We start from the raw sequence: 18,372 nt of genomic DNA, 5'->3' as shown, positions 1-18,372 counted from the left end.
CAAACGTTAAAGATCGTTCGCCCATTCATCAGCGCGGCGTTCGGCTTCTTCCCGCTCTAAACCATATTTCTGCTGTAGCTTGCCAACAAGTTGATCTTTTTGCCGCCAATCTGGGTAAGCTCATCGTCAGTTAATTCACCCCAGCTTGCGCGAGCTTTTCCTTTCATTTCTTTCCAGCTGCCTTCAATTTGATCCCAGTTCATAGCATCACTCCTTGAAGTTAGTGAACATCGTCAGGCACTTCTCAGGTTAGACAAACAGTGAATATGTGCAAGTCGGAGTATTAATAACGGTTAAAGCAAAAAAACTGGTCATAAGCGACTGGCGGTGTTAGGATGCGCCCTCCTCGCATGTGTTGACCCCTCCATCACGACGATAAGCAATTTCCTAGGTAGCGTTGACTACGAAGTGAAATGCTTGCTGGAACATCTTGCCAACTGCAGATGTTCATTGCTGTGAAGATGGCGCGCCTCCAGTATTTCACCAAACGGGTGAAATCGGCGCAGAAGGTCGCCACAGCGGTTAGCCCGCTTATGCGGTGTTTGCTAACCGAATGCTAGGTGCGACCGGCGTCTCCGACTCCATTGATGATGATATCCGCCTTGCGGATCCTTGTTTATTAATATGCATTGTCACGCGTATTAACGAGCAGAGTCAGAGACGCTTACGATGTTTTTTGCCGGAAAAACCGGCCTACCAAGGTGTGATTAATGACCTCGACTTCTGTCGCTTCGCCGAGCTTCGGCGATCTTGCTCTGTTGCCTGCCGTTCTCTCTGCTGTTGAAGCACAAGGCTACGAAATTCCCTCGCCGATCCAGGCGCAGACAATTCCTGCGTTGCTGGAAGGCCGCGATATGCTGGGCCAAGCACAAACCGGCACCGGTAAAACCGCTGCATTTGCATTGCCATTGTTATCGCGTTTAGAACTTACCCGTCGCGAGCCTCAAGTACTGGTTATGGCTCCGACCCGTGAACTTGCTCAGCAGGTTGCGGCTTCGTTCAGTAAATATGGCCAAAACCTCAAGGGTCTTGAAGTCGCTATCCTTTGTGGTGGCCAAGAGTACCGTGAACAGTTAGGCGCGCTAAAGCGCGGTGCCCAGGTTATTGTTGGCACCCCCGGCCGTATTATCGATCACCTTGATCGCGGTAGTCTGAAACTCGACGGTCTTTCGGCACTCGTGCTGGATGAAGCTGACGAAATGCTGCGCATGGGCTTTATCGACGACGTAAAACGCGTGGTTGCCGATACCCCTAAAGATGCTCAGCGTGTGTTCTTCTCGGCAACGCTGCCGACTGAAATTGAGCGCATTGTTAACCGCTATCTGGTTAATCCGGTAAAAGTTGCGATTGAGTCGCGCACGACGACCGGTGAAAACATTGAACAGCGTATTGTACGCGTCGATGGTGGCGCTAAGCTTGAAGCAGTGGCACGCATCCTTGAAGTTGAGCCGGTTGATGCCGCTATTGTCTTCGTGCGTACTCGTGCTGCTTGTACCACGCTGGTTGAACAGCTGACAGCTCGTGGCGTTAATGCCGCTGGCCTGTCTGGCGATCTAGACCAAAGCCTGCGTGAGCGCACCATTACACGCCTCAAGCGTGGCAAGGTTGATGTGTTGATTGCGACCGACGTCGCTGCTCGTGGTCTTGACGTTCCGCGTATTACGCACGTTATCAACTACGATCTGCCGCAAGACGCAGAAGCCTATACCCACCGTATCGGTCGTACCGGTCGTGCGGGCCGTAGCGGTATCGCGATTACGTTCGCTGGTTTCCGTGAAGGCCGTAAAGTGGGCTGGATGGAGCAGGCTACCGGTCAGAAAATGACTGAAATGCCGCTGCCAGACGAAGCCGCTATTCGCGCTCACCGTGATGACGTATTCCATCATCGCGTTGTGGCAGCCCTGACTAAAGGTGCTGAAGAGCAGCGTGCACTGGTTGAGCGCCTAGTAGAAGAAGGCCATGATGCCGTTGAGCTAGCTTGTGCTTTTGCCGCGATGGCGCGTGCTGACGAAGCGCCGATTGGTCGCTTGCAAGCCCCGCGTAAAGAGCGTGCTCCGCGTGATAGCGCGCCTGGTGGCAAGCCCGGTGGCCGTCGCGAGCGCTCAAGCGCACCTAGCGAAGGTATGATTCGTTACCGTGTTTCTGTTGGCCATAAAGATGGCGTTAAGCCTGGTCAACTGGTGGGTGCACTGGCGAACGAAGGTGGTATCGAGGGCGCCCGTATCGGTCGTATTGATATCCGCAACGCTTTCTCGGTAGTTGAGCTACCCAGTGGCCTGCCTTCCACTATTCTGGCGAAAATGGCACGTGCCCGCGTTGCTGGTCGCCCGTTAGAAATTAGTGAAGACAGTGCACCTGAGCGTGCTCCACGTCGTCGTCGTGATGACGGTGATGCACCCGTTCGTCGCCGCGAACGCGCTTAAGTTAATATATAGCGCCATATAATGGTGCTTTAAAACGACGTTTAACGATCGTTCTATCCCCTTACGCCCAGCGGCTTAAGGGGTTTTTTTTTGCCTGTCATTGCAGCTGGGAAATTGAGCTACGTTAGTATGGTTATGGTTCAGTAAAAGGAGGCTGCATGGACGCACCGCTACATGACTGGAATTTAGCTCCAAAAGAGGCCGTAGCGCTGCAAACAGTGCTGGCGAAACGACTTGAAACCACTGATCGTATCGGTTCTGTGCACCACATTGCTGGGGTCGATATTGGGTTTGAAGCGGGTGGTGATATCACTCGGGCGGCGGTCGTTGTCCTAAAATGGCAGCCTGACACCACGCAACACCTAACGATGGTAGAGCAGGTGGTTCATCGTGAGCCAACGCGGATGCCTTATATTCCCGGGCTGCTCTCTTTTCGCGAGATCCCTGCCGCTCTGGAAGCGTTCGCTAAGCTTGCGATCACACCCCAACTGGTAATGGTCGACGGGCAGGGGATTGCGCATCCTCGGCGGCTTGGTGTCGCTGCCCACCTGGGGCTATGGCTGAATTTACCGACGATTGGCATCGCTAAGTCCCGCTTAACGGGGCAGCATGCAGAGGTGGGAAACACGCGGGGGGATTGGGTGCCTCTAACATCAGGTAACGACGTTATTGGTGCCGTGCTACGCTCGCGGGAAAATGTGAAACCGGTGTTCGTATCGCCTGGGCATCGATTATCCCTTGAAACATCGCTTGACTGGGTGGTGCGCTGTTTAGGACGCACCAAGTTACCAGAACCCACGCGATTAGCGGATCGGCTTGCATCAAGACGCGACCAAAAGCGGCTTACGTAAAGCGTAGGAAATGGCGCAGTAGGCTAGAGGCCGCTTGAGTGTCGGTGATCGCGTCAATGAGGGCGTCGGGATTTTCACCTTGGTCGCGCAATGCGGCTTTCTGGCGCTCGATATAAGCATGCATCACTGGTCGGGTGAACTCTGGGTGAAACTGCACGCTCCATTGGCGGGGGCCATAACGTAATGCTTGATGAGCATCGTGGTTGTTATGCGCCAACACCTTGGCGTTGGGTGGCAACTGCATGACGGACTGGGCGTGGGTCAGGTGAGCCGAGAAGTGTGTGGGCAGCTTGCTAAACAGGGGGTCTTGATGGCCTGCTTGGGTCAGCCGTACCTTGCGCGTTCCTGATTCTCTTCCTGCAGGGTGGTAATCGCTAATGCCACCGAAGGCTGACGCCATCAACTGGTGACCATAGCACACGCCAAGCATAGGGACGTTCTCGGCTAGCGCTTGCTCAAGCCAAGGTTTTAGCGCCTCGCTCCATGGCTCCTGTTCGCTCACCATACTGTGGGAACCCGTGAGCATAATGCCGGCGAATGAGGTAGGAGTAGGTGGAACACCTTGTTTGCGCGCATCCCAAACCCTGAGTGACAGATGTGTCGGCAGTACCGTCGAAAGCTGATTGATAAAGAGTTGCTCGAAATCACCGTATTGGTCGACCACTTCAGGGAAGGCGTCACCGGTTTTGATAATGACTAAAGAGATCATGGCGTTCTCGTTGTCCTGTCAGAGGCAAGGTTAGCGAAGAAAGGTTAGAGAGGAAAAGTTAGCCCAATCAGGGCATTGCCCTGTAAGGTGGTAGTTCTCACCATACACCTTTTTCGCTTTATATTAGGAGCCTAATATGCAACAGATAACCCGTGCTGGCGAGCCCATGGATGTGGCGGGAACGCTACCTGCTCCAGGCCAAACTGCTCCGCTGATGACGCTCACCAATGCCGATTTAAATGATGTCACCCTTGATACTTATTCGGGCAAGCGCAAAGTACTGAATATTATCCCCAGTGTGGATACGCCCACTTGTGCGGTGTCTACTCGGCGGTTCAATGAACTGGCCTCGCAATTGGATAATACCGTTGTACTGGTCGTGTCTGCTGACCTGCCATTTGCAGCCAAGCGCTTTTGCGGCGCAGAAGGGTTAGATAACGTTGAAACCTTGTCTACCTTCCGCCATCGAGAGTTCCAAGAAGCTTGGGGTGTCGCATTGGCTAATAGTGCAATGGAAGGGTTGTGCGCCCGTGCCGTGGTAGTGCTCGATGCAGACAACCGCGTGTTGCACAGTGAGCTGGTAAGCGAGCTGAAAAATGAGCCTGATTATGAGGCCGCGCTGGCAGCTCTAAAAGGCTAGCCAGAGGCGGTACGCAGGTTTCTAGCCTGCGCCTTGCTTCGCTGCCGCCACCAGTGCACTAATTAAACGTTGCTGGGGGCGGTTGAAAATAAGCCATTCGGGATGCCACTGCACGCCAATCAGAAAATCATGTTTTGTCGACTCAATTCCCTGGACTAGCCCGTCTCGGTCGCGGGCGACAATATTGATACCGTCACCTGCTTGATTGACCGCCTGATGGTGCAGGCTATTCACGCGACACCACGTGACGCCTAACAGCTGATAAAGCTTGCTTCCTCCGACAATATCCACTGTTTTGCGCGGTAGCACAGTGCGCCGTCGTTTCAGGCCTTCATGGGTGGTATAAATATCAGGGTCGAGGGTGCCTCCTAAATGGACGTTAATTAGCTGAGCTCCCCGGCAAATTCCCAATACAGGAGTGTTTTGTGGAATAAATCGGCCGAGTAGATTGAGTTCCAGTTCATCGCGGGCTGGGTCTAGCCGCACATCCAGCTGTACTTCGCCGCCGTAAAGGTGTGCTTGGATGTCATCGCCACCTCCAATAATTAGCCCGTCAAGGTGGGCAGGCAAGGGGCGTGATGGGGACAAGCGAAGCGGTTTGCCGCCATGTCGCCATACGGCGAACCAGTCAAACCACCACGCTAGGTGGCTTTTTTGATCAGAGGTTGTAATCCCAATAAGTGGTCGAGACATGCTGGCACGTTCTCACTCAGGCAGTGTGTTTAGGATGACTTCAATAGGCCAAGCAGCTTCGTTTTACAGCGTTTCCACCAAGGTTGGCTGTGTTCAGCAATATACTCATCGCAGCGAGCGCGCAGCACGTCACTGTTTGCGGCTAGCTTTTCTACCTCAACCCAGCGATTCCACTCCACAACTGACCCCCAGCCGGGCTGAGAAAGCTGCGCATTGGGTAGCCGATAATGAAACGTCGGGCGTGGTTTAGTGAGCTGGCTATGCAGCAGCTCATGGGGATGGTCAGGACGCAGGTGCGCAAACAGCGGCAGTAGATCTAACTCTCGATTACGCGTTGGGTTGTAGTGCAGATAGTCATCGATAAACGTATCTAAATCAGGCTGATAACCAGAATCCAGGACTTTAAGAGCGTACTCTTTATGAAATGGATTGGCGTGAGGCAGTACTTCACGGGTAATGTCGACTTTGATTTCATCGCGCAGCCAACTGGCGAGAAGCAAGTACGCTTGCATCATGGCTAGAAGGTAAGCAACGTCAAACCGTTCTACTTCGGGGTTTAGATGCAAGCCAAATCCGTAGAGTAAACTGGCATCTGTACCTTTCGCGCCTTTGTCGCGTAGGGCACTAAATAGCTGGTCTAGTTCACCTAGTTCATCCCAGGGAATCGGCGGGCAGACAATTTCCGTAGGCACTAGGCCCGTTACCATGTCGCCAATCAGTTCGCGGGTTTTTTGATGGAACTCTATTCGCCGATGGCGCTGCTGGCGCGCCCATTCACTGTCGCTTTCATGGTGTTCTTCCAGTAACGTCTTATCAGGATGAGCATACTGGGTATCCAGCTCAATACCGAATTCGCCCCATCGAGTCGCTTCAACGAGTAGCCGATGGGGACTGACCACGTTAAGCTCACCCCCAAATAGCTCGCGTACCAGCTCAGCGGTATCATGCGGCGGGAGTCCGGCGAATTCGATTTCCACACCGACACGCCTTGTTTTTCCATCACTATTTGTACGGTTAGGAGGAGCGTGCAGCGTCATCTCGGTATCCTTGAGGTGAACGTTTAAGCCAACAGCCTATCATAGTCACGCATTAAGGCTGAGCGTACAAAGTTAAGTAAACGCTAACTAAGCGGCGTGTTATGTCAGTTCATTTTCGGGAGTTAAGCGTGCGACAGCACTGGACAATCAATATCGTGTTAGGCGTTTTTTTGACGCTACTCCTAGGTGTGATGACCTTCGCACAGGCGCAGAGCGTTTCTCTGCCAAGCCTGGGGGGAGGCAATGATGCATCAGAAGAGCAGAGTGTCAGTAGTGAACGCTTCCAAAGCTCGCTTAGCGATGTGATCGCAATGCTGGAAAATGAAGAGCAGCGTAGAGCGCTGCTCGACTCCCTGCGTGAATTGCAGCTTGCCACCGAGGCTGGCGAAGAGGACAAAATCGTTCATCAAGGCCTGCTGGGCGCACTAGCCGATACGCTGACCGATATTGGCGAGCAAGCTCAGGCTGGCGATTCGCCGGTTGATGAATGGTCACGACAATTGGTTCAAGGAGCTGCCGACTTACGCGCATTAAATGATGGTGCTGACCAGGGGGAGGCGCTACGCGCAGTGGCTGAAGGCGCCGTCCTTGGTGTTATTTGGGGGACGCTGCTGGTCGTTATGATTGCGTTTGGGCGTTTGATCGCCACACGACGAGAATGGCCGCTTGATTTGCCTCGTGACCCGAAAGCCTGGTTATTGGCAGTGCACTTTTTACGCCGCATGTTGCCTTGGGCACTGTCATTCGCGATTACCCTAGGGATTGGGCAGATATTACCTTACAGCCCAGGCCGAGCGGTTGTACTGGTTGTGGCTTACGTTTGTGTGTGCGGTCGCGCGTTGTCGGTGGTGATTGAAACGGTCATTGCGTTTTTCAGCCGCGGTCATCGTTTTACAGCGGTACAGGTGCTGCAGCAAAAAGCCTTGCGTGGTCTGTTTGTCATTGGCGCATTAATCGCCTTGGGCGATGCGGTGAACTCTACCCGCTTGGTTGAGCTACTGGGTAGTGAGCTTTCCAGTTTAGTGTCTGTGCTTGCGAATATGTTGGCTGCGCTGCTTTCAGCACGCTTTATCTTTAAATTTAAACGGCCTGTTCGCCATTTGATCTGTAACCGCCCTTACAAGCAGCGCCGTGATGCTAGTGCCGCCGTTGAGATGATCCGTGCGCTGGGCGGCCTCTGGCATATTCCTGCGCTGCTGATGGTGGGTGGCTCATTATTAGCGATCTTTATCACCGTGGGTGATGTGGGTACAGCGCTTGCGCGCTCGATTATCTCGGCAAGCTTATTGGTGTTGACGTTAGTGGTGACGGGCTTGTTAAGACGTCAGTCAGAGCGCTTGGGTAAGCGCCGTCATCGCCGTCGTTACAGCCAATATCGTAAGCGTTTAGAGCGCTTCGGCTTTGTACTTGCCCACCTTTGCGCCTGGATGGTATTCGCCGAACTGTTTATGCAGGTTTGGGGCGGTTCGCTGTTTGGCCTTGGTCAGCAAGCGGTAGCCAGTGCCCGTATTGGTCAAGCCTTAATAAGTCTGGGGTCAACTATTCTGCTGGCTTGGCTGGTCTGGATCTTTGCTGATACGGCTATTCAGCGGGCGCTAACGTCATCCGCGCGCTCTCGCGGAAGGCGAGTGAATCAAGCTCGGGCGCAAACCATTACGCCGATGATTCGTAATGTTATTTTTGTGACGATTTTGATTATCGCGGTGATTGCCGGGCTAGCAAATCTTGGCGTTAACGTCACACCACTACTTGCGGGTGCGGGTGTCATCGGTCTGGCGATTGGTTTTGGTGCCCAAACGTTGGTGCAGGATTTAATCACCGGGATCTTTATTCTGATTGAAGACTCCCTGGCGGTGGATGATTTCGTGCAAATTAATGGCCATATGGGGACCGTTGAGGGCTTAACACTACGTACTGTGAAGCTGCGTGATTTAGATGGGGTTGTCCATATCATTACCTTTAGCCGTATTGAGTCGATTCATAACATGTCGCGCCAATTCGGTATTGCGCTAATGCGTATTCGTATCCCTTATGCGATGAAAATCGATGATGCAATTACGCTGATGCAAGAGACAGCGCAAGAGTTACGCAAAGACCCTATGATGCGTCACTATATTTGGTCTCCTTTAGAAATGCAGGGTGTGCAGGGCTTTGAAGATGGTTGCCCTATTTTGCGCATGCGTTTTCGCACAGCACCCGAAATGCAGTGGGACGTATCGCGTGCCTTTAACTTGCTATTGAAGCAACGCATGGAAGCGCAGGAAATCGATCTGGGCGTACCGCGTCTCAGTGTCAGCATGGAGGCGCGTTCAGAAGATCGTCGGCAAGATCGTATGCCCGATGAGGCTGCGAGAGAAGAGCCTACGGTAAAAGAGCGCACCGGCACGGATTTCACGCTCGATGAGCCGGGTGGTAAGAGCCGGGGAGGGAGTATCAGTGATGAAGACGGCGATAGCCCGCGAAAGCGGCCAGCGCCGCCAAAACCTGCTCCGCGCCCGACAGAAGCTGAAACCCGCCGAGATGAGCGCGAGCGGGCAGAGGCATCATCCTATGCTAAGCCCAAGGCCCAAGGCGAGCCCAAAGGCGAGACCTATGCTAGCACCAATGGAGAACAGGGCAATGAGTAGCCACAGGCCTTTGAAGCGCCGCCAGCGGTTATAAAGCGATACCGCAAGGCTAACGCGATCAATCAGCTCGTCATGGCGCGAAATAGCATGATCGGGTGGTAGGGAAAAGTCGTTGGCCACATCGCCTTGCCAATGAGCAGCGTGGGTGAGTCCAAGCCTTGCCCGCAGTTGTCCTATGTCGCTGACGGTTTTGTGGAGCTTGTTATAAGCGTCGCGATGTTCTGCAACACCAAGTACGGATTCAGCATCCTGGCGCAACGCGCTGTTTGGGCAGCGAGCCACCGCGCTATTGATTTCTTGATCGCTCGCATCGGGTGTTAGTGTCAGTCGTTGATACAAATCGCGCATAATGTTCGAGTCGATACTCACTGTCGGTTTGGGTGCTCTGCCCTTGATCGTTAACAGTAGGCTGATCAGGTGTTCTGCATCAAATAATCGTAGGCACTTTTGATGCGCTGAAAACGGGTTGATGCCAGTGCTATTTGATGTTCACTACCCGAATAGAAACGGTCAGGGTGGTGCAGCTGCGCCATGCGGCGATAGGCACGGCGGATATCGGCACGATTAGCCCCTGGTGTTAGTCCTAATACTGCCAGCGCCCGTGTGTGGCGATCGGGTGGTGAAGAGGGGCGATCACGCTGTTGGCGATGAGCTTCTTCCTGACGTTTCTGCTCTTGTTGCCAGCGCTGACGCTCTTGCTGTTGGGTCTGTTCTTGTCGTTTGCGGCGCTCTTTTTGTTTGTTCTGTTCCCGCTTGTTCTGTTCTTGCTTGGCCTGCTGCTGTTTTGCCTTCTCGCGGTGTGCTTCTTCCTGTTGGCGTTGTTTATTCTGCTGCTTTTGTTGCTGTTGTTCTTGATTAGCACGCTGGCGCTCTTCGGCCTCTTTTGCTTTCTGCTCAGCCGCGTGTGCATCACGTGCCTTGCGCGCGTGATATTCTGGATCATGCACCTGCCAGTAAGCATCTCGACTGGGGTCCTCTGCTGATTGCAGTGGTTTACCCGTTAACTCATGAAAGAGAGTGCTGAATGTGGCAGGTGTGACATTTAGCAAATCAGCGAGAAAGCCCAGAATGTAATGGTTATTCAGAGATAGCTCGCCATCGTCGGTGGCTACAGTGATCGCTTGGTAAAGTATGCTGAGACTGCGCTCGTTGGAGCACTCTTTGCGCACAACCTCGGCCGCTAACTGAATGGCTTGAAGGTCTTGACTATGAGCAATGCTCATCACTGGCCCAAGTTCGTGCCCGTGACGAAATTGCGCGGTGACTTGAGCCAGTCGGCGTCGCCGCTGGCCTTCAGACACCTGCTGGCGATGTACAAGCACCCAGGCTAACAGTAGTAGTGTTGCCGTATCCACTTGGCTGCGGCTCTTTAGCAGCAACAGCTCAAAGGGTGAAAAACGGGCAATGGACATTCCCTGGCTCCAAGGCAAAGAGGTTAACCGCAGAAGTACTTTAACGGCCATCCTGATAATGATTGGCCATGGTATATCATCGCGTTACGCAATGAAGTAGGAGATTCGTTAGGTGATCAATGTTGAGCGTAAAAATAGCTTCCAGCTGAGGCTCACTCGACGGCTCAAGGAAGAAACGTCGCACACGCTCGATGTTTACCTATTTGTGCCCAAAGAGCTTGGGCTTAGCACCCATGTCATTTCAGAAGAGGCGTTTTACCACGGCGCGATTAGCGTTTCACGCACTTACTACAGTGATGAGTACCATTTACCGTTGGTCCATAGCCGTTTAGCCAGCCGTAATCAGTTAGGCAGTGATTCCTATCGGTTAAGTTTAAGTTTGTACGCTTATCAATACGTTGGGGCGTTAGAGCGAACGACCCAGGCAATGCTGGTCAGCGCCCGAAAACTACGCCATGCAACTAGCGATCAGCGCCAGGAGAGCGGCGAGCTTCAAGAGCTTGCCGATGCGCTCCGTGATCAACTGTATGAAATGAGCGATTTGAGTGACGGCATTCTTAAACGGTTGCGGCGCAATTCGCCCACCGACGAGAGGCTCTATAAATACTTTGCCAACATCGATAATTACCTTTCCTGGTTTACCGAGCAGCAACTGTTGGCATTGGTAGCGCATATGCCTCGTGGCGGCGAGTTTAGTGAGATAAAGCGTCGCTTTATCATCGTCTGCCAGCGTGAGAGCGACTATCGAAAAGAGCAAGAGTATAACGCTGAACGGGTGATGGAAGATCCCACTCGGATGTCGAATAAAATGCGCTTGCTAAGGCGGCTTATTGAGCATCCCATTACGCTCAAACAGCGTGCTCTAGAGCTTGGGAGCGGCGAGCAGAAGGCAGTAAAAGCGTTGGCGACGGCAGTGGTAATGACCTTTGTATCGCTTGGTGTGCTCCACTTGCGTAGTGTGTTGGGCGATGTCACTGCGTTGTTTGTATTGGCGTTGGCGCTGCTTTATGCGATGCGGGAAGTGTTTAAAGACGACCTGCGTAACACGCTATGGCGCTGGCTTCGGCGTGGAAGGCCAAAGTGGCGGCGGCAATATATCGACCCCACGCGCAATCAATCGGTCGGCCGGCAGTTAGAGTGGTTCGACTATAAGCGCTATGCCGCACTAGATGCTGATATTCAGCAAATGCGCCGTCGCACGGTCGCTCAGCGTGAAGAAGAAGTACTTCATTATCGTTCCAGCTCGCGTATGTCGCCCACCCGCTTTTTAAGCGGTTATGAGCATACCCGTGAAACGCTGCATATCGATCTTTCCATGCTGACGCGTTTAATGAGCAAAGAGAAGCACTTCATTTACCGTCTGAAGGAAGGTCAGGCCGTTAGAGAAAGTGTCGAGAGACGTCACCTGTTTAACTTGGTCATTCGTGAGACCGGTAGTGAGGACACAACCTACCTAGCTCGCTGGAAAGTGGTTGTAAGCCGTTCTGGCATTGTCGATGTCGAGAAAGTCGCTGAGGAAAGTGTAGAGAAAACCAGCAAATAAACTGCGTTGGATCAATAGACTGGCACTGAGGCTGGGTCTGCATAGCGAAATCACCAGTAGCACACTAGTCTCAAAGGTGAGCCATATAATTTGCGACTGCGACCCTGTCGCCTGGAGGATACTGTGCAAGCTATCGACATTATGACACCCAACGTGGTGAGTGTAGGGCCCGACGCAAACGTGCGCGATATCGCGCAGTTGCTACTCGAAAATCGCATCAGTGCCGTACCGGTCGTCGATGATGAACGTAGGGTGTTGGGTATCGTGAGCGAAGGCGATTTGATGCGTCGCGTGAAAGATGAAGCGGACGATAACCGCTCTTGGTGGCTCTCGCTCTTCAGTGGCGGTAAAGACGCGGGGACATATATTAAATCCCATGGGCGTAAGGCGCATGAGGTAATGACCTCCAAGCCACTAACTGTCGAAGAAAATGCACCGCTGCATAGCATTGCTCGTTTGCTGGAAAAGCATCACATCAAGCGGGTGCCAGTGGTGCGAGACGGTAAGCTCGTTGGTATTGTCAGTCGCGCAAACTTACTTCAAGGGATTGCTAACGCGGTTGTAGCGCCCACTCAGTCGCCGGAGGATGATCGCTCTATCCGTGAAGCCATTCTCAAAGAGATCGACAATAACACCGGCGTGCGAACCGAAAGCTTCAGTGTGATTGTTGATGGTGGGAACGTAGAGATTTGGGGGCTAGTAGAGTCAGTAGAACAGAAGCAGGCAGTGACCGTAGCGGCTGAAAATACTCAGGGCGTCAAGCATGTTGAAAATCATCTTGGCATGATGCCTCGTGGAGCAGGCTACTTCTAACACGTTGTGTTTCTTAGCTAAACAGCCCGTTGCTTTATGCAGCGGGCTTTTTTATGAGCGCTAATGCGCACTCTTTTTACGAGCAAAAAGCGACTAAAGTTGTATTAAAGTAAACGTTTACTCTTCGTGAGTAAACGTTTACTTTAAGCTTCAGCTGTCATTTTTTAAGATGTTTTAATTCGCAAGGAGAATCTATGAGTATTAACGCGACTGTATGGGGGGAGAACGTCCACGAGCAGACCAATGACATCGTGGCGCGTATTTACCCTAAGGGTATGCACCAGTGCATCGCCGAAGGTTTAAACGAAGCAGAAGGTATCAATGCCACTGCTGTCACATTACAAGACCCAGAGCAGGGCTTGAGCGAAGCAACGCTTGAAAGCACCGATGTACTGCTATGGTGGGGCCACGCCGCCCATGGCGATGTGTTGGAGGAGACGGTTGATCGCGTTCAAAAACGCGTACTCCAGGGCATGGGTTTGATTGTGCTGCACTCGGGGCACTACTCGAAAATTTTTAAGCGCTTAATGGGAACTACGTGTTCACTCAAGTGGCGCGAAGCGGGCGAGCGGGAACGGCTGTGGGTAGTGAACCCAGGTCACCCGATTGTTCAGGGCCTGGGGGATTACATTGAGCTGCCCCATACCGAAATGTACGGCGAACCGTTTGCGGTGCCCAACCCCGATGAAGTGATCTTTATCAGTGCCTTTGAGGGGGGAGAGGTGTTCCGCTCCGGCCTGACCTACAAACGTGGCAACGGCAAGATTTTCTACTTCCGCCCTGGCCATGAAACCTATCCGATTTATTACGATGCCCAGGTGAAAACCGTGTTGAAAAACGCCGTGAACTGGGCACGCCCGGAAGGCTCGCGATGGATCGACAGCTGCCCTAATGTACCCGCTGACCAAGCGCCTAATCCGGTCGAGATTAAAGGCGAAAGCCTGCATAAACCCGGCGAGGAGGGCTTTAAATGATCCGTTTAGCGATAATTGGTGCAGGCAGCATGGCTGGCGAGCACGCCAAGCATTTTGGCCGTCTTGAAGGCATCGAAGTGGTGGCTGTGTGCGACCGAGACCTTGCCAAAGCCCAGGCGTTTGCCGAGCATCATGGCATTGCCGACGTGTATCAAGACCTGCAGGCCATGTTGGCTCGGGATGATATTCACGCGGTAAGTAACGTCACCCCAGATGGTGTTCACAAAGCCACGTCGCTGGTCGCCATTGCCGCAGGTAAGCATATCCTGTGTGAAAAACCGCTGGCGACAAATGCACAAGATGCCCATGAAATGGCGGCCGCTGCTCAGGCCGCTAACGTGATCAACATGGTCAACCTAAGCTACCGCGATGCCCCAGCGATTCAGCACGCGCGTGCACTCGTTGCGGGAGGGGCGATTGGTCAAGTTCGTCATGTCGATTCCAGTTATAGGCAAAGCTGGCTAGTGAGTAACGCCTGGGGGCGCTGGAATGAAGATAGCCAGTGGCTGTGGCGGCTTTCTGAAGCCCACGGCAGCAAAGGCGTATTAGGCGATGTTGGTGTGCATATTGTCGACTTTGCCAGCTTCCCTGTTGGCGACATTACCCGAGTAAACTGCGAGTTAACCTGCTTTGAAAAAGCCCCAGACAATCGCATTGGTGAGTATGTGCTGGATGCCAATGATACCGCGCTGATGAGAGTGTCATTTGCCAATGGTGCGAAAGGCACTATTCAGGCCACTCGCTGGGCAACAGGGCATCACAACTCGCTGGCGCTGAGTGTGCACGGCGATAAAGGCGCGATTCGTATTGACCTGGACGCCTCAAAAGAGGATGTGCAGGTATGTCTCGATGATGACGTACATCCTGCCCGCTGGAGCACTGTGAAAGCACCGTCCACGCCGAGTATTTACCAACGCTTCGTCGAGAGCATTCGCAGTGGCAATAATGATCAACCCGACTTTGCGCGTGGTGCGGCAATTCAAACCGTGCTTGATGCCTGCTTTGTTTCAAGTCAGGAAGACCGCAGCCTAGCGATTGCCAGCTAGGTGGATGGCTCGACCCTTTAACTAGCTCCCTACCTACCAATAACAATAGAGGTGAATGCTATGCGTCACTACCTGCGCTCGTCAGCGATACTGTTTGCCCTGCTGCCCACAACGCTGCCTGCCATGGCGGCTGAAATTACCATTGCCTGTGGCGATGGTGGGGCAGCAGATTTTTGCCCAATCCTGGCAGAACGGTGGGCCGATGCTAATGGTCACCAAGTGAATATCGTCACCACCCCGGCATCACCCACTGAGAAGTTGTCGCTTTATCAGCAACTATTAGGCAGCCAATCGCAAGATGTGGATGTGCTGATGGTAGATATTGTGTGGCCAGGGCTACTTGCCGACCATTTGGTTGACCTAAATGACTATCTGCCGGAAGGCGCGGCTGACGGCTTTATTCCCTCACTGATGGATAACAATACCGTGCAGGGCAAGCTGGTGGCGTTGCCGTGGTTTACGGATGCAGGGTTGCTCTATTACCGCCAGGACTTGTTGGACAAGTACGACGCTGAAGTGCCGCAAACCTGGCAGGCGTTGACGGACACTGCGCGACATATCCAGCAATCTGAGCGCGACGCAGGTAATGCGCGCATGCATGGGTTTGTGTTCCAAGGGCGAGCCTATGAAGGACTGACCACCAATGCATTGGAGTGGATAGCCAGCTACGGTGGCGGCACTTTTGTGGATGCCGATGGACAAGTCACCATCAATAATCCCCAAGCAGTGGAGGCCATCGCGCTAGCAGCCTCTTGGGTGGGGGACATCAGCCCTGAGGGCGTGCGCAACTATATGGAAGAAGAAGCTCGCGGGGTGTTCCAATCGGGTAACGCCGTGTTTATGCGTAACTGGCCCTATGCTTGGTCGTTGGGGCAGGCCGATGGCACACCCATTCAAGGCAAGTTTGGCGTCGCGCCGTTACCTCGCGGGCCCGAAGGGCAGTCTGTCGCGACGCTTGGCGGCTGGAACTGGGCGGTTTCACGCTACTCAGAGCATCCTGATATCGCCGCTGACCTAGTGGCTTATCTCGCCGCTGAAGAGCAACAAAAAGCTCACGCCGTTGAGTTTGGTCGAAACCCGACGCGGCCTGTGCTCTATGAAAATGCCGAGGTGCTGGAAGCCCACCCGTTTATTGGCGAACTTTATGAAACCGTTATGAATGGTGTGCCACGTCCTGCGAGCGTTACTGGAGAAGCGTATCCGCGGGTGTCTAACGCCGTGTTCAACCGTGTGCATGACGCCCTATCCGGTGATATTTCCCCCAAACAAGCAATTCAGCAGCTCGATAGCGAGCTTGCCCGTATAGGGAGGCGTGGTTGGTAGCTGGATTTACCGCAATGCTCAGCGATTTTCGGCACAATTTTTGGCACAATCATAAGTCGAATCGCTGAGGCATGGCATGAAACAGACCAAACAGAGCGCTCAAACGGCGACCATACGCGAAATAGCCCGGCGGGCCGATGTCTCTATTGCTTCGGTCAGTCGGGCACTTAATGGTAAGCCAGGGCTAAGCGACGCGTTGCGGGAAAAAATTCTTACCATCAGCCGCGATGTGGCGTACCAGCCCAGCGCAGCGGCCAGGCAACTGATTAGTGGCAAGGCCGCAGTGGTAGGAATTCCCCTGGGACGCCAGGATATCGAGCTGCGTCCTTACTATATTCTGCTCTACCAACACTTAACCGTCGCTCTACACCAGCAGGGCATGGTGCCGATCTTTTTCCACCACGATCAAACTGCCGAGCTTCCAGAACGGGCGGGCGCGGCTATTCTGCTGGGAGAAACCTCTGAGGATGCGCGCCCTACGTTGCTAGAAAACGCTGGCGTGCCTTTTGTGCGCATTGGCAACCCAGGGCGAGGTTTTTCGGTCGCACCGAATGATGCCCAAGGGTTTTATGAAATGACGCACCACCTTATCGCTCAGGGACGCCGACAGCTTGCGTTTGTCGGTGGTGAGCTGGAAGTGCCGGGGCCTCATAGCCGTTTAGAGGGTTACCGACGGGCGCTGGATGAAGCCGGGCTCTCTGAGCAACTAATTAGCCTGCCACATCGATTCAGCTCAGACTCACTGACCAGTTATCGTTATTTAAATCGCGCGTTGGCGCAGATCACAACTGGGCAAGCGCTGCCGTTTGATGCGCTAGTCTGCGCCACCGACGAACTGGCGCTAGGGTGTATCGCTGCGCTGGAAGACCGGGAAGTAGACGTGCCTCGCCAAGTCGCAGTGACCGGTTTTGATGACCTGCCAGCGCTTGCTTCTGGGTTAACCACCATTCGTCAAGATATCGCAGCGATTGCGGCAATGAGTGTCGAGCTGTTGGGCGAAGCGCTAGCAAGCAAAGCGCCCCGGCATGTATCGCTGCCGGTGACGCTCGTCATGCGGGAAACAGCCTGAACACTTAACGCGGCGGCAGTTGCTCGGGGCCGAAGGCATCGGGAAGCAGCGTTTCCATGGTATAGGTTTTTAGCACGTCGCCCTGGTGTGAAAGCACCATAATTTGCGTTTCTGGGGTGGCGAATTCACGAATGCGCTGACGGCAGTCGCCACACGGTGTACACAGATGCTCGCCTGGTCCCATCACGTACACCTTGGCAAGCTCACGCTGGCCAGCGGTGATCATGGCGGAAATCGCCGAGGCTTCCGCGCACAGCCCTTTGTAGTGCGCCACTTCCACGTTAGCGCCTGCAAACTGCTGGCCATCCGGGCACTCCATTACCGCGGCGACTGGGTGGTTGGAGTAGGGCGCATAAGCGTTGCCCAAAGTGGTCAGCAGCGTGTCAACCAGTGCCTGATCCGCTTGGCTCATGGCGTTATCCTCATCAATGGCTATTAGGCCTTGGCAGCGTCGTCACGCAATACGGTGTCTAGCGCAATCGTCATCATGTCGTTGAAGGTGGTCTGGCGGTCGGCGCTGGAGAGCGACTCGCCTTTCAGAATATGGTCGGACACCGTGCAGATGGTTAGTGCGCGAGCACCAAACTCTGCGGCAACGCCGTAAAGGCCTGCCGCTTCCATTTCCACACCCACGATGCCGTAGCGCTTGAGTAGTTCGGCCATGTCGGTCTGCGGGTTGTAGAACAGATCCGCTGAGAAGATATTGCCGACTTTTACCGGTACATTCTGCGCCTTGGCGGCAGCAACGGCATGGCTTGTCAGCTCAAAGTCAGCGATGGCCGAGAAGTCGTGGTCATTAAAGCGCATGCGGTTCACTTTGGAATCGGTGCAGGCACCCATGCCAATAACCACGTCACGTACGTTGACGTCGTCGCGTACCGCGCCGCAGGAACCCACACGAATAATCGACTTAACGCCGTAGTCGGTAATCAGCTCTTTGGCATAAATAGACACCGACGGAATGCCCATGCCGTGGCCCATGACCGAAATTTCGCGGCCCTGGTAAGTGCCGGTGTAGCCGAACATGCTGCGTACATCGTTGACCTGGCGAACATTTTCCAGGTAGGTATCGGCGATGTACTTGGCGCGCAGCGGGTCGCCGGGCATCAGAACGGTATCCGCGAAATCGCCCATTTCAGCATTGATATGTGGTGTTGCCATAAAACGCTCCTATTGATCGTTTTTTAATCAGATTAATTCGCTCAACGCTGC

The 18,372-nt window shown here is 53.7% G+C and carries 17 protein-coding genes and 1 pseudogene; 10 read left to right on the top strand and 8 right to left on the bottom strand.

The features are described 5' to 3' along the window. Positions 1-6: 6 nt before the first annotated feature. Positions 7-203: pseudogene (locus tag CEK60_RS10020) on the bottom strand (CsbD family protein). A 507-nt stretch (positions 204-710) separates the two neighbouring features. Between CEK60_RS10020 and CEK60_RS10010 the strand changes: the two are divergent. Continuing rightward, positions 711-2,423: a DEAD/DEAH box helicase gene (locus tag CEK60_RS10010; protein ID WP_089038891.1), complete on the top strand. Its 1,713-nt coding sequence runs from the start codon at positions 711-713 to the stop codon at positions 2,421-2,423. A 158-nt stretch (positions 2,424-2,581) separates the two neighbouring features. Further along, positions 2,582-3,274: a deoxyribonuclease V gene (nfi, locus tag CEK60_RS10005; protein WP_089038890.1), complete on the top strand. Its 693-nt coding sequence runs from the start codon at positions 2,582-2,584 to the stop codon at positions 3,272-3,274. On the opposite strand, the gene CEK60_RS10000 is transcribed toward nfi, so the two are convergent. Continuing rightward, positions 3,267-3,983, bottom strand: coding sequence for a glutamine amidotransferase (locus CEK60_RS10000; protein WP_089038889.1), 717 nt, complete (start codon positions 3,981-3,983; stop codon positions 3,267-3,269). The two genes, nfi and CEK60_RS10000, sit on opposite strands and share 8 nt — an antisense overlap. Positions 3,984-4,119: 136 nt before the next feature. Between CEK60_RS10000 and tpx the strand changes: the two genes are divergently transcribed. Continuing rightward, complete coding sequence (tpx, locus tag CEK60_RS09995) at positions 4,120-4,623, top strand: thiol peroxidase (protein ID WP_089038888.1); 504 nt, start codon at positions 4,120-4,122, stop codon at positions 4,621-4,623. A 21-nt stretch (positions 4,624-4,644) separates the two neighbouring features. On the opposite strand, the gene CEK60_RS09990 is transcribed toward tpx, so the two are convergent. Both CEK60_RS09990 and CEK60_RS09985 read right to left on the bottom strand, forming a co-directional pair. Next, positions 4,645-5,316 (bottom strand): gamma-glutamyl-gamma-aminobutyrate hydrolase family protein, encoded by a 672-nt coding sequence (locus CEK60_RS09990; protein WP_089038887.1) that lies wholly within the window; start codon positions 5,314-5,316, stop codon positions 4,645-4,647. A gap of 29 nt (positions 5,317-5,345) precedes the next feature. Next, on the bottom strand, positions 5,346-6,353 hold the full coding sequence (locus CEK60_RS09985) for an amidoligase family protein (protein WP_089038886.1): 1,008 nt from the start codon (positions 6,351-6,353) through the stop codon (positions 5,346-5,348). A gap of 128 nt (positions 6,354-6,481) precedes the next feature. Here CEK60_RS09985 and CEK60_RS09980 point away from each other — a divergent pair, with 128 nt between their 5' ends. Beyond that, entirely contained in the window at positions 6,482-8,980 is a 2,499-nt protein-coding gene (locus tag CEK60_RS09980; protein ID WP_089038885.1) for a mechanosensitive ion channel family protein, read from the top strand. Here the strand turns inward: CEK60_RS09980 and CEK60_RS09975 are convergent. Then, a complete protein-coding gene (locus tag CEK60_RS09975; RefSeq protein WP_089038884.1) occupies positions 8,897-9,328 on the bottom strand; it encodes a hypothetical protein in 432 nt (143 codons plus the stop codon). The genes CEK60_RS09980 and CEK60_RS09975 overlap by 84 nt on opposite strands. A 65-nt stretch (positions 9,329-9,393) precedes the next feature. Beyond that, positions 9,394-10,392: a J domain-containing protein gene (locus tag CEK60_RS09970; RefSeq protein WP_089038883.1), complete on the bottom strand. Its 999-nt coding sequence runs from the start codon at positions 10,390-10,392 to the stop codon at positions 9,394-9,396. Between the two features lie 112 nt (positions 10,393-10,504). Here CEK60_RS09970 and CEK60_RS09965 point away from each other — a divergent pair, with 112 nt between their 5' ends. From CEK60_RS09965 to CEK60_RS09940, 6 genes are all read left to right on the top strand, one after another. Further along, positions 10,505-11,935 carry a hypothetical protein gene (locus tag CEK60_RS09965; protein WP_089038882.1) on the top strand — a complete coding sequence of 477 codons (1,431 nt, stop codon included), beginning with the start codon at positions 10,505-10,507 and terminating at the stop codon, positions 11,933-11,935. A 123-nt stretch (positions 11,936-12,058) separates the two neighbouring features. After that, positions 12,059-12,748 carry a CBS domain-containing protein gene (locus tag CEK60_RS09960; RefSeq protein WP_089038881.1) on the top strand — a complete coding sequence of 230 codons (690 nt, stop codon included), beginning with the start codon at positions 12,059-12,061 and terminating at the stop codon, positions 12,746-12,748. Between the two features lie 194 nt (positions 12,749-12,942). Next, a complete protein-coding gene (locus tag CEK60_RS09955; protein WP_089038880.1) occupies positions 12,943-13,722 on the top strand; it encodes a ThuA domain-containing protein in 780 nt (259 codons plus the stop codon). Then, a complete protein-coding gene (locus tag CEK60_RS09950) occupies positions 13,719-14,768 on the top strand; it encodes a Gfo/Idh/MocA family protein (RefSeq protein ID WP_089038879.1) in 1,050 nt (349 codons plus the stop codon). The genes CEK60_RS09955 and CEK60_RS09950 overlap by 4 nt, the downstream gene beginning before the upstream one ends. 60 nt (positions 14,769-14,828) lie before the next feature. After that, positions 14,829-16,091, top strand: a complete 1,263-nt coding sequence (locus CEK60_RS09945; protein WP_089038878.1) for an ABC transporter substrate-binding protein — start codon at positions 14,829-14,831, stop codon at positions 16,089-16,091. 76 nt (positions 16,092-16,167) lie between these two features. Then, positions 16,168-17,160, top strand: a complete 993-nt coding sequence (locus CEK60_RS09940) for a LacI family DNA-binding transcriptional regulator (protein WP_089038877.1) — start codon at positions 16,168-16,170, stop codon at positions 17,158-17,160. A gap of 4 nt (positions 17,161-17,164) precedes the next feature. On the opposite strand, the gene cdd is transcribed toward CEK60_RS09940, so the two are convergent. Continuing rightward, positions 17,165-17,572: a cytidine deaminase gene (gene cdd, locus CEK60_RS09935; protein ID WP_089038876.1), complete on the bottom strand. Its 408-nt coding sequence runs from the start codon at positions 17,570-17,572 to the stop codon at positions 17,165-17,167. Between the two features lie 23 nt (positions 17,573-17,595). Continuing rightward, positions 17,596-18,321 carry a purine-nucleoside phosphorylase gene (gene deoD / locus CEK60_RS09930; RefSeq protein ID WP_083001709.1) on the bottom strand — a complete coding sequence of 242 codons (726 nt, stop codon included), beginning with the start codon at positions 18,319-18,321 and terminating at the stop codon, positions 17,596-17,598. Positions 18,322-18,372: the final 51 nt, after the last annotated feature.

The sequence above is a fragment of the Halomonas sp. N3-2A genome, from assembly GCF_002216165.1.
GTDB lineage: Bacteria > Pseudomonadota > Gammaproteobacteria > Pseudomonadales > Halomonadaceae > Vreelandella.
The sequence above is the reverse complement of the archived record's forward strand: the minus strand, read 5'-3'. Positions and strand labels throughout refer to the sequence as shown.

Excerpts from the sequence above, each read along its gene's own strand:
- CEK60_RS10010 (WP_089038891.1), top strand. The coding sequence starts at position 711 with ATGACCTCGACTTCTGTCGCTTCGCCGAGCTTCGGCGATCTTGCTCTG.
- nfi (WP_089038890.1), top strand. The coding sequence starts at position 2,582 with ATGGACGCACCGCTACATGACTGGAATTTAGCTCCAAAAGAGGCCGTA.
- CEK60_RS10000 (WP_089038889.1), bottom strand. The coding sequence starts at position 3,983 with ATGATCTCTTTAGTCATTATCAAAACCGGTGACGCCTTCCCTGAAGTG.
- tpx (WP_089038888.1), top strand. The coding sequence starts at position 4,120 with ATGCAACAGATAACCCGTGCTGGCGAGCCCATGGATGTGGCGGGAACG.
- CEK60_RS09990 (WP_089038887.1), bottom strand. The coding sequence starts at position 5,316 with ATGTCTCGACCACTTATTGGGATTACAACCTCTGATCAAAAAAGCCAC.
- CEK60_RS09985 (WP_089038886.1), bottom strand. The coding sequence starts at position 6,353 with ATGACGCTGCACGCTCCTCCTAACCGTACAAATAGTGATGGAAAAACA.
- CEK60_RS09975 (WP_089038884.1), bottom strand. The coding sequence starts at position 9,328 with ATGCGCGATTTGTATCAACGACTGACACTAACACCCGATGCGAGCGAT.
- CEK60_RS09970 (WP_089038883.1), bottom strand. The coding sequence starts at position 10,392 with ATGTCCATTGCCCGTTTTTCACCCTTTGAGCTGTTGCTGCTAAAGAGC.
- CEK60_RS09955 (WP_089038880.1), top strand. The coding sequence starts at position 12,943 with ATGAGTATTAACGCGACTGTATGGGGGGAGAACGTCCACGAGCAGACC.
- CEK60_RS09950 (WP_089038879.1), top strand. The coding sequence starts at position 13,719 with ATGATCCGTTTAGCGATAATTGGTGCAGGCAGCATGGCTGGCGAGCAC.
- CEK60_RS09945 (WP_089038878.1), top strand. The coding sequence starts at position 14,829 with ATGCGTCACTACCTGCGCTCGTCAGCGATACTGTTTGCCCTGCTGCCC.
- CEK60_RS09940 (WP_089038877.1), top strand. The coding sequence starts at position 16,168 with ATGAAACAGACCAAACAGAGCGCTCAAACGGCGACCATACGCGAAATA.
- cdd (WP_089038876.1), bottom strand. The coding sequence starts at position 17,572 with ATGAGCCAAGCGGATCAGGCACTGGTTGACACGCTGCTGACCACTTTG.
- deoD (WP_083001709.1), bottom strand. The coding sequence starts at position 18,321 with ATGGCAACACCACATATCAATGCTGAAATGGGCGATTTCGCGGATACC.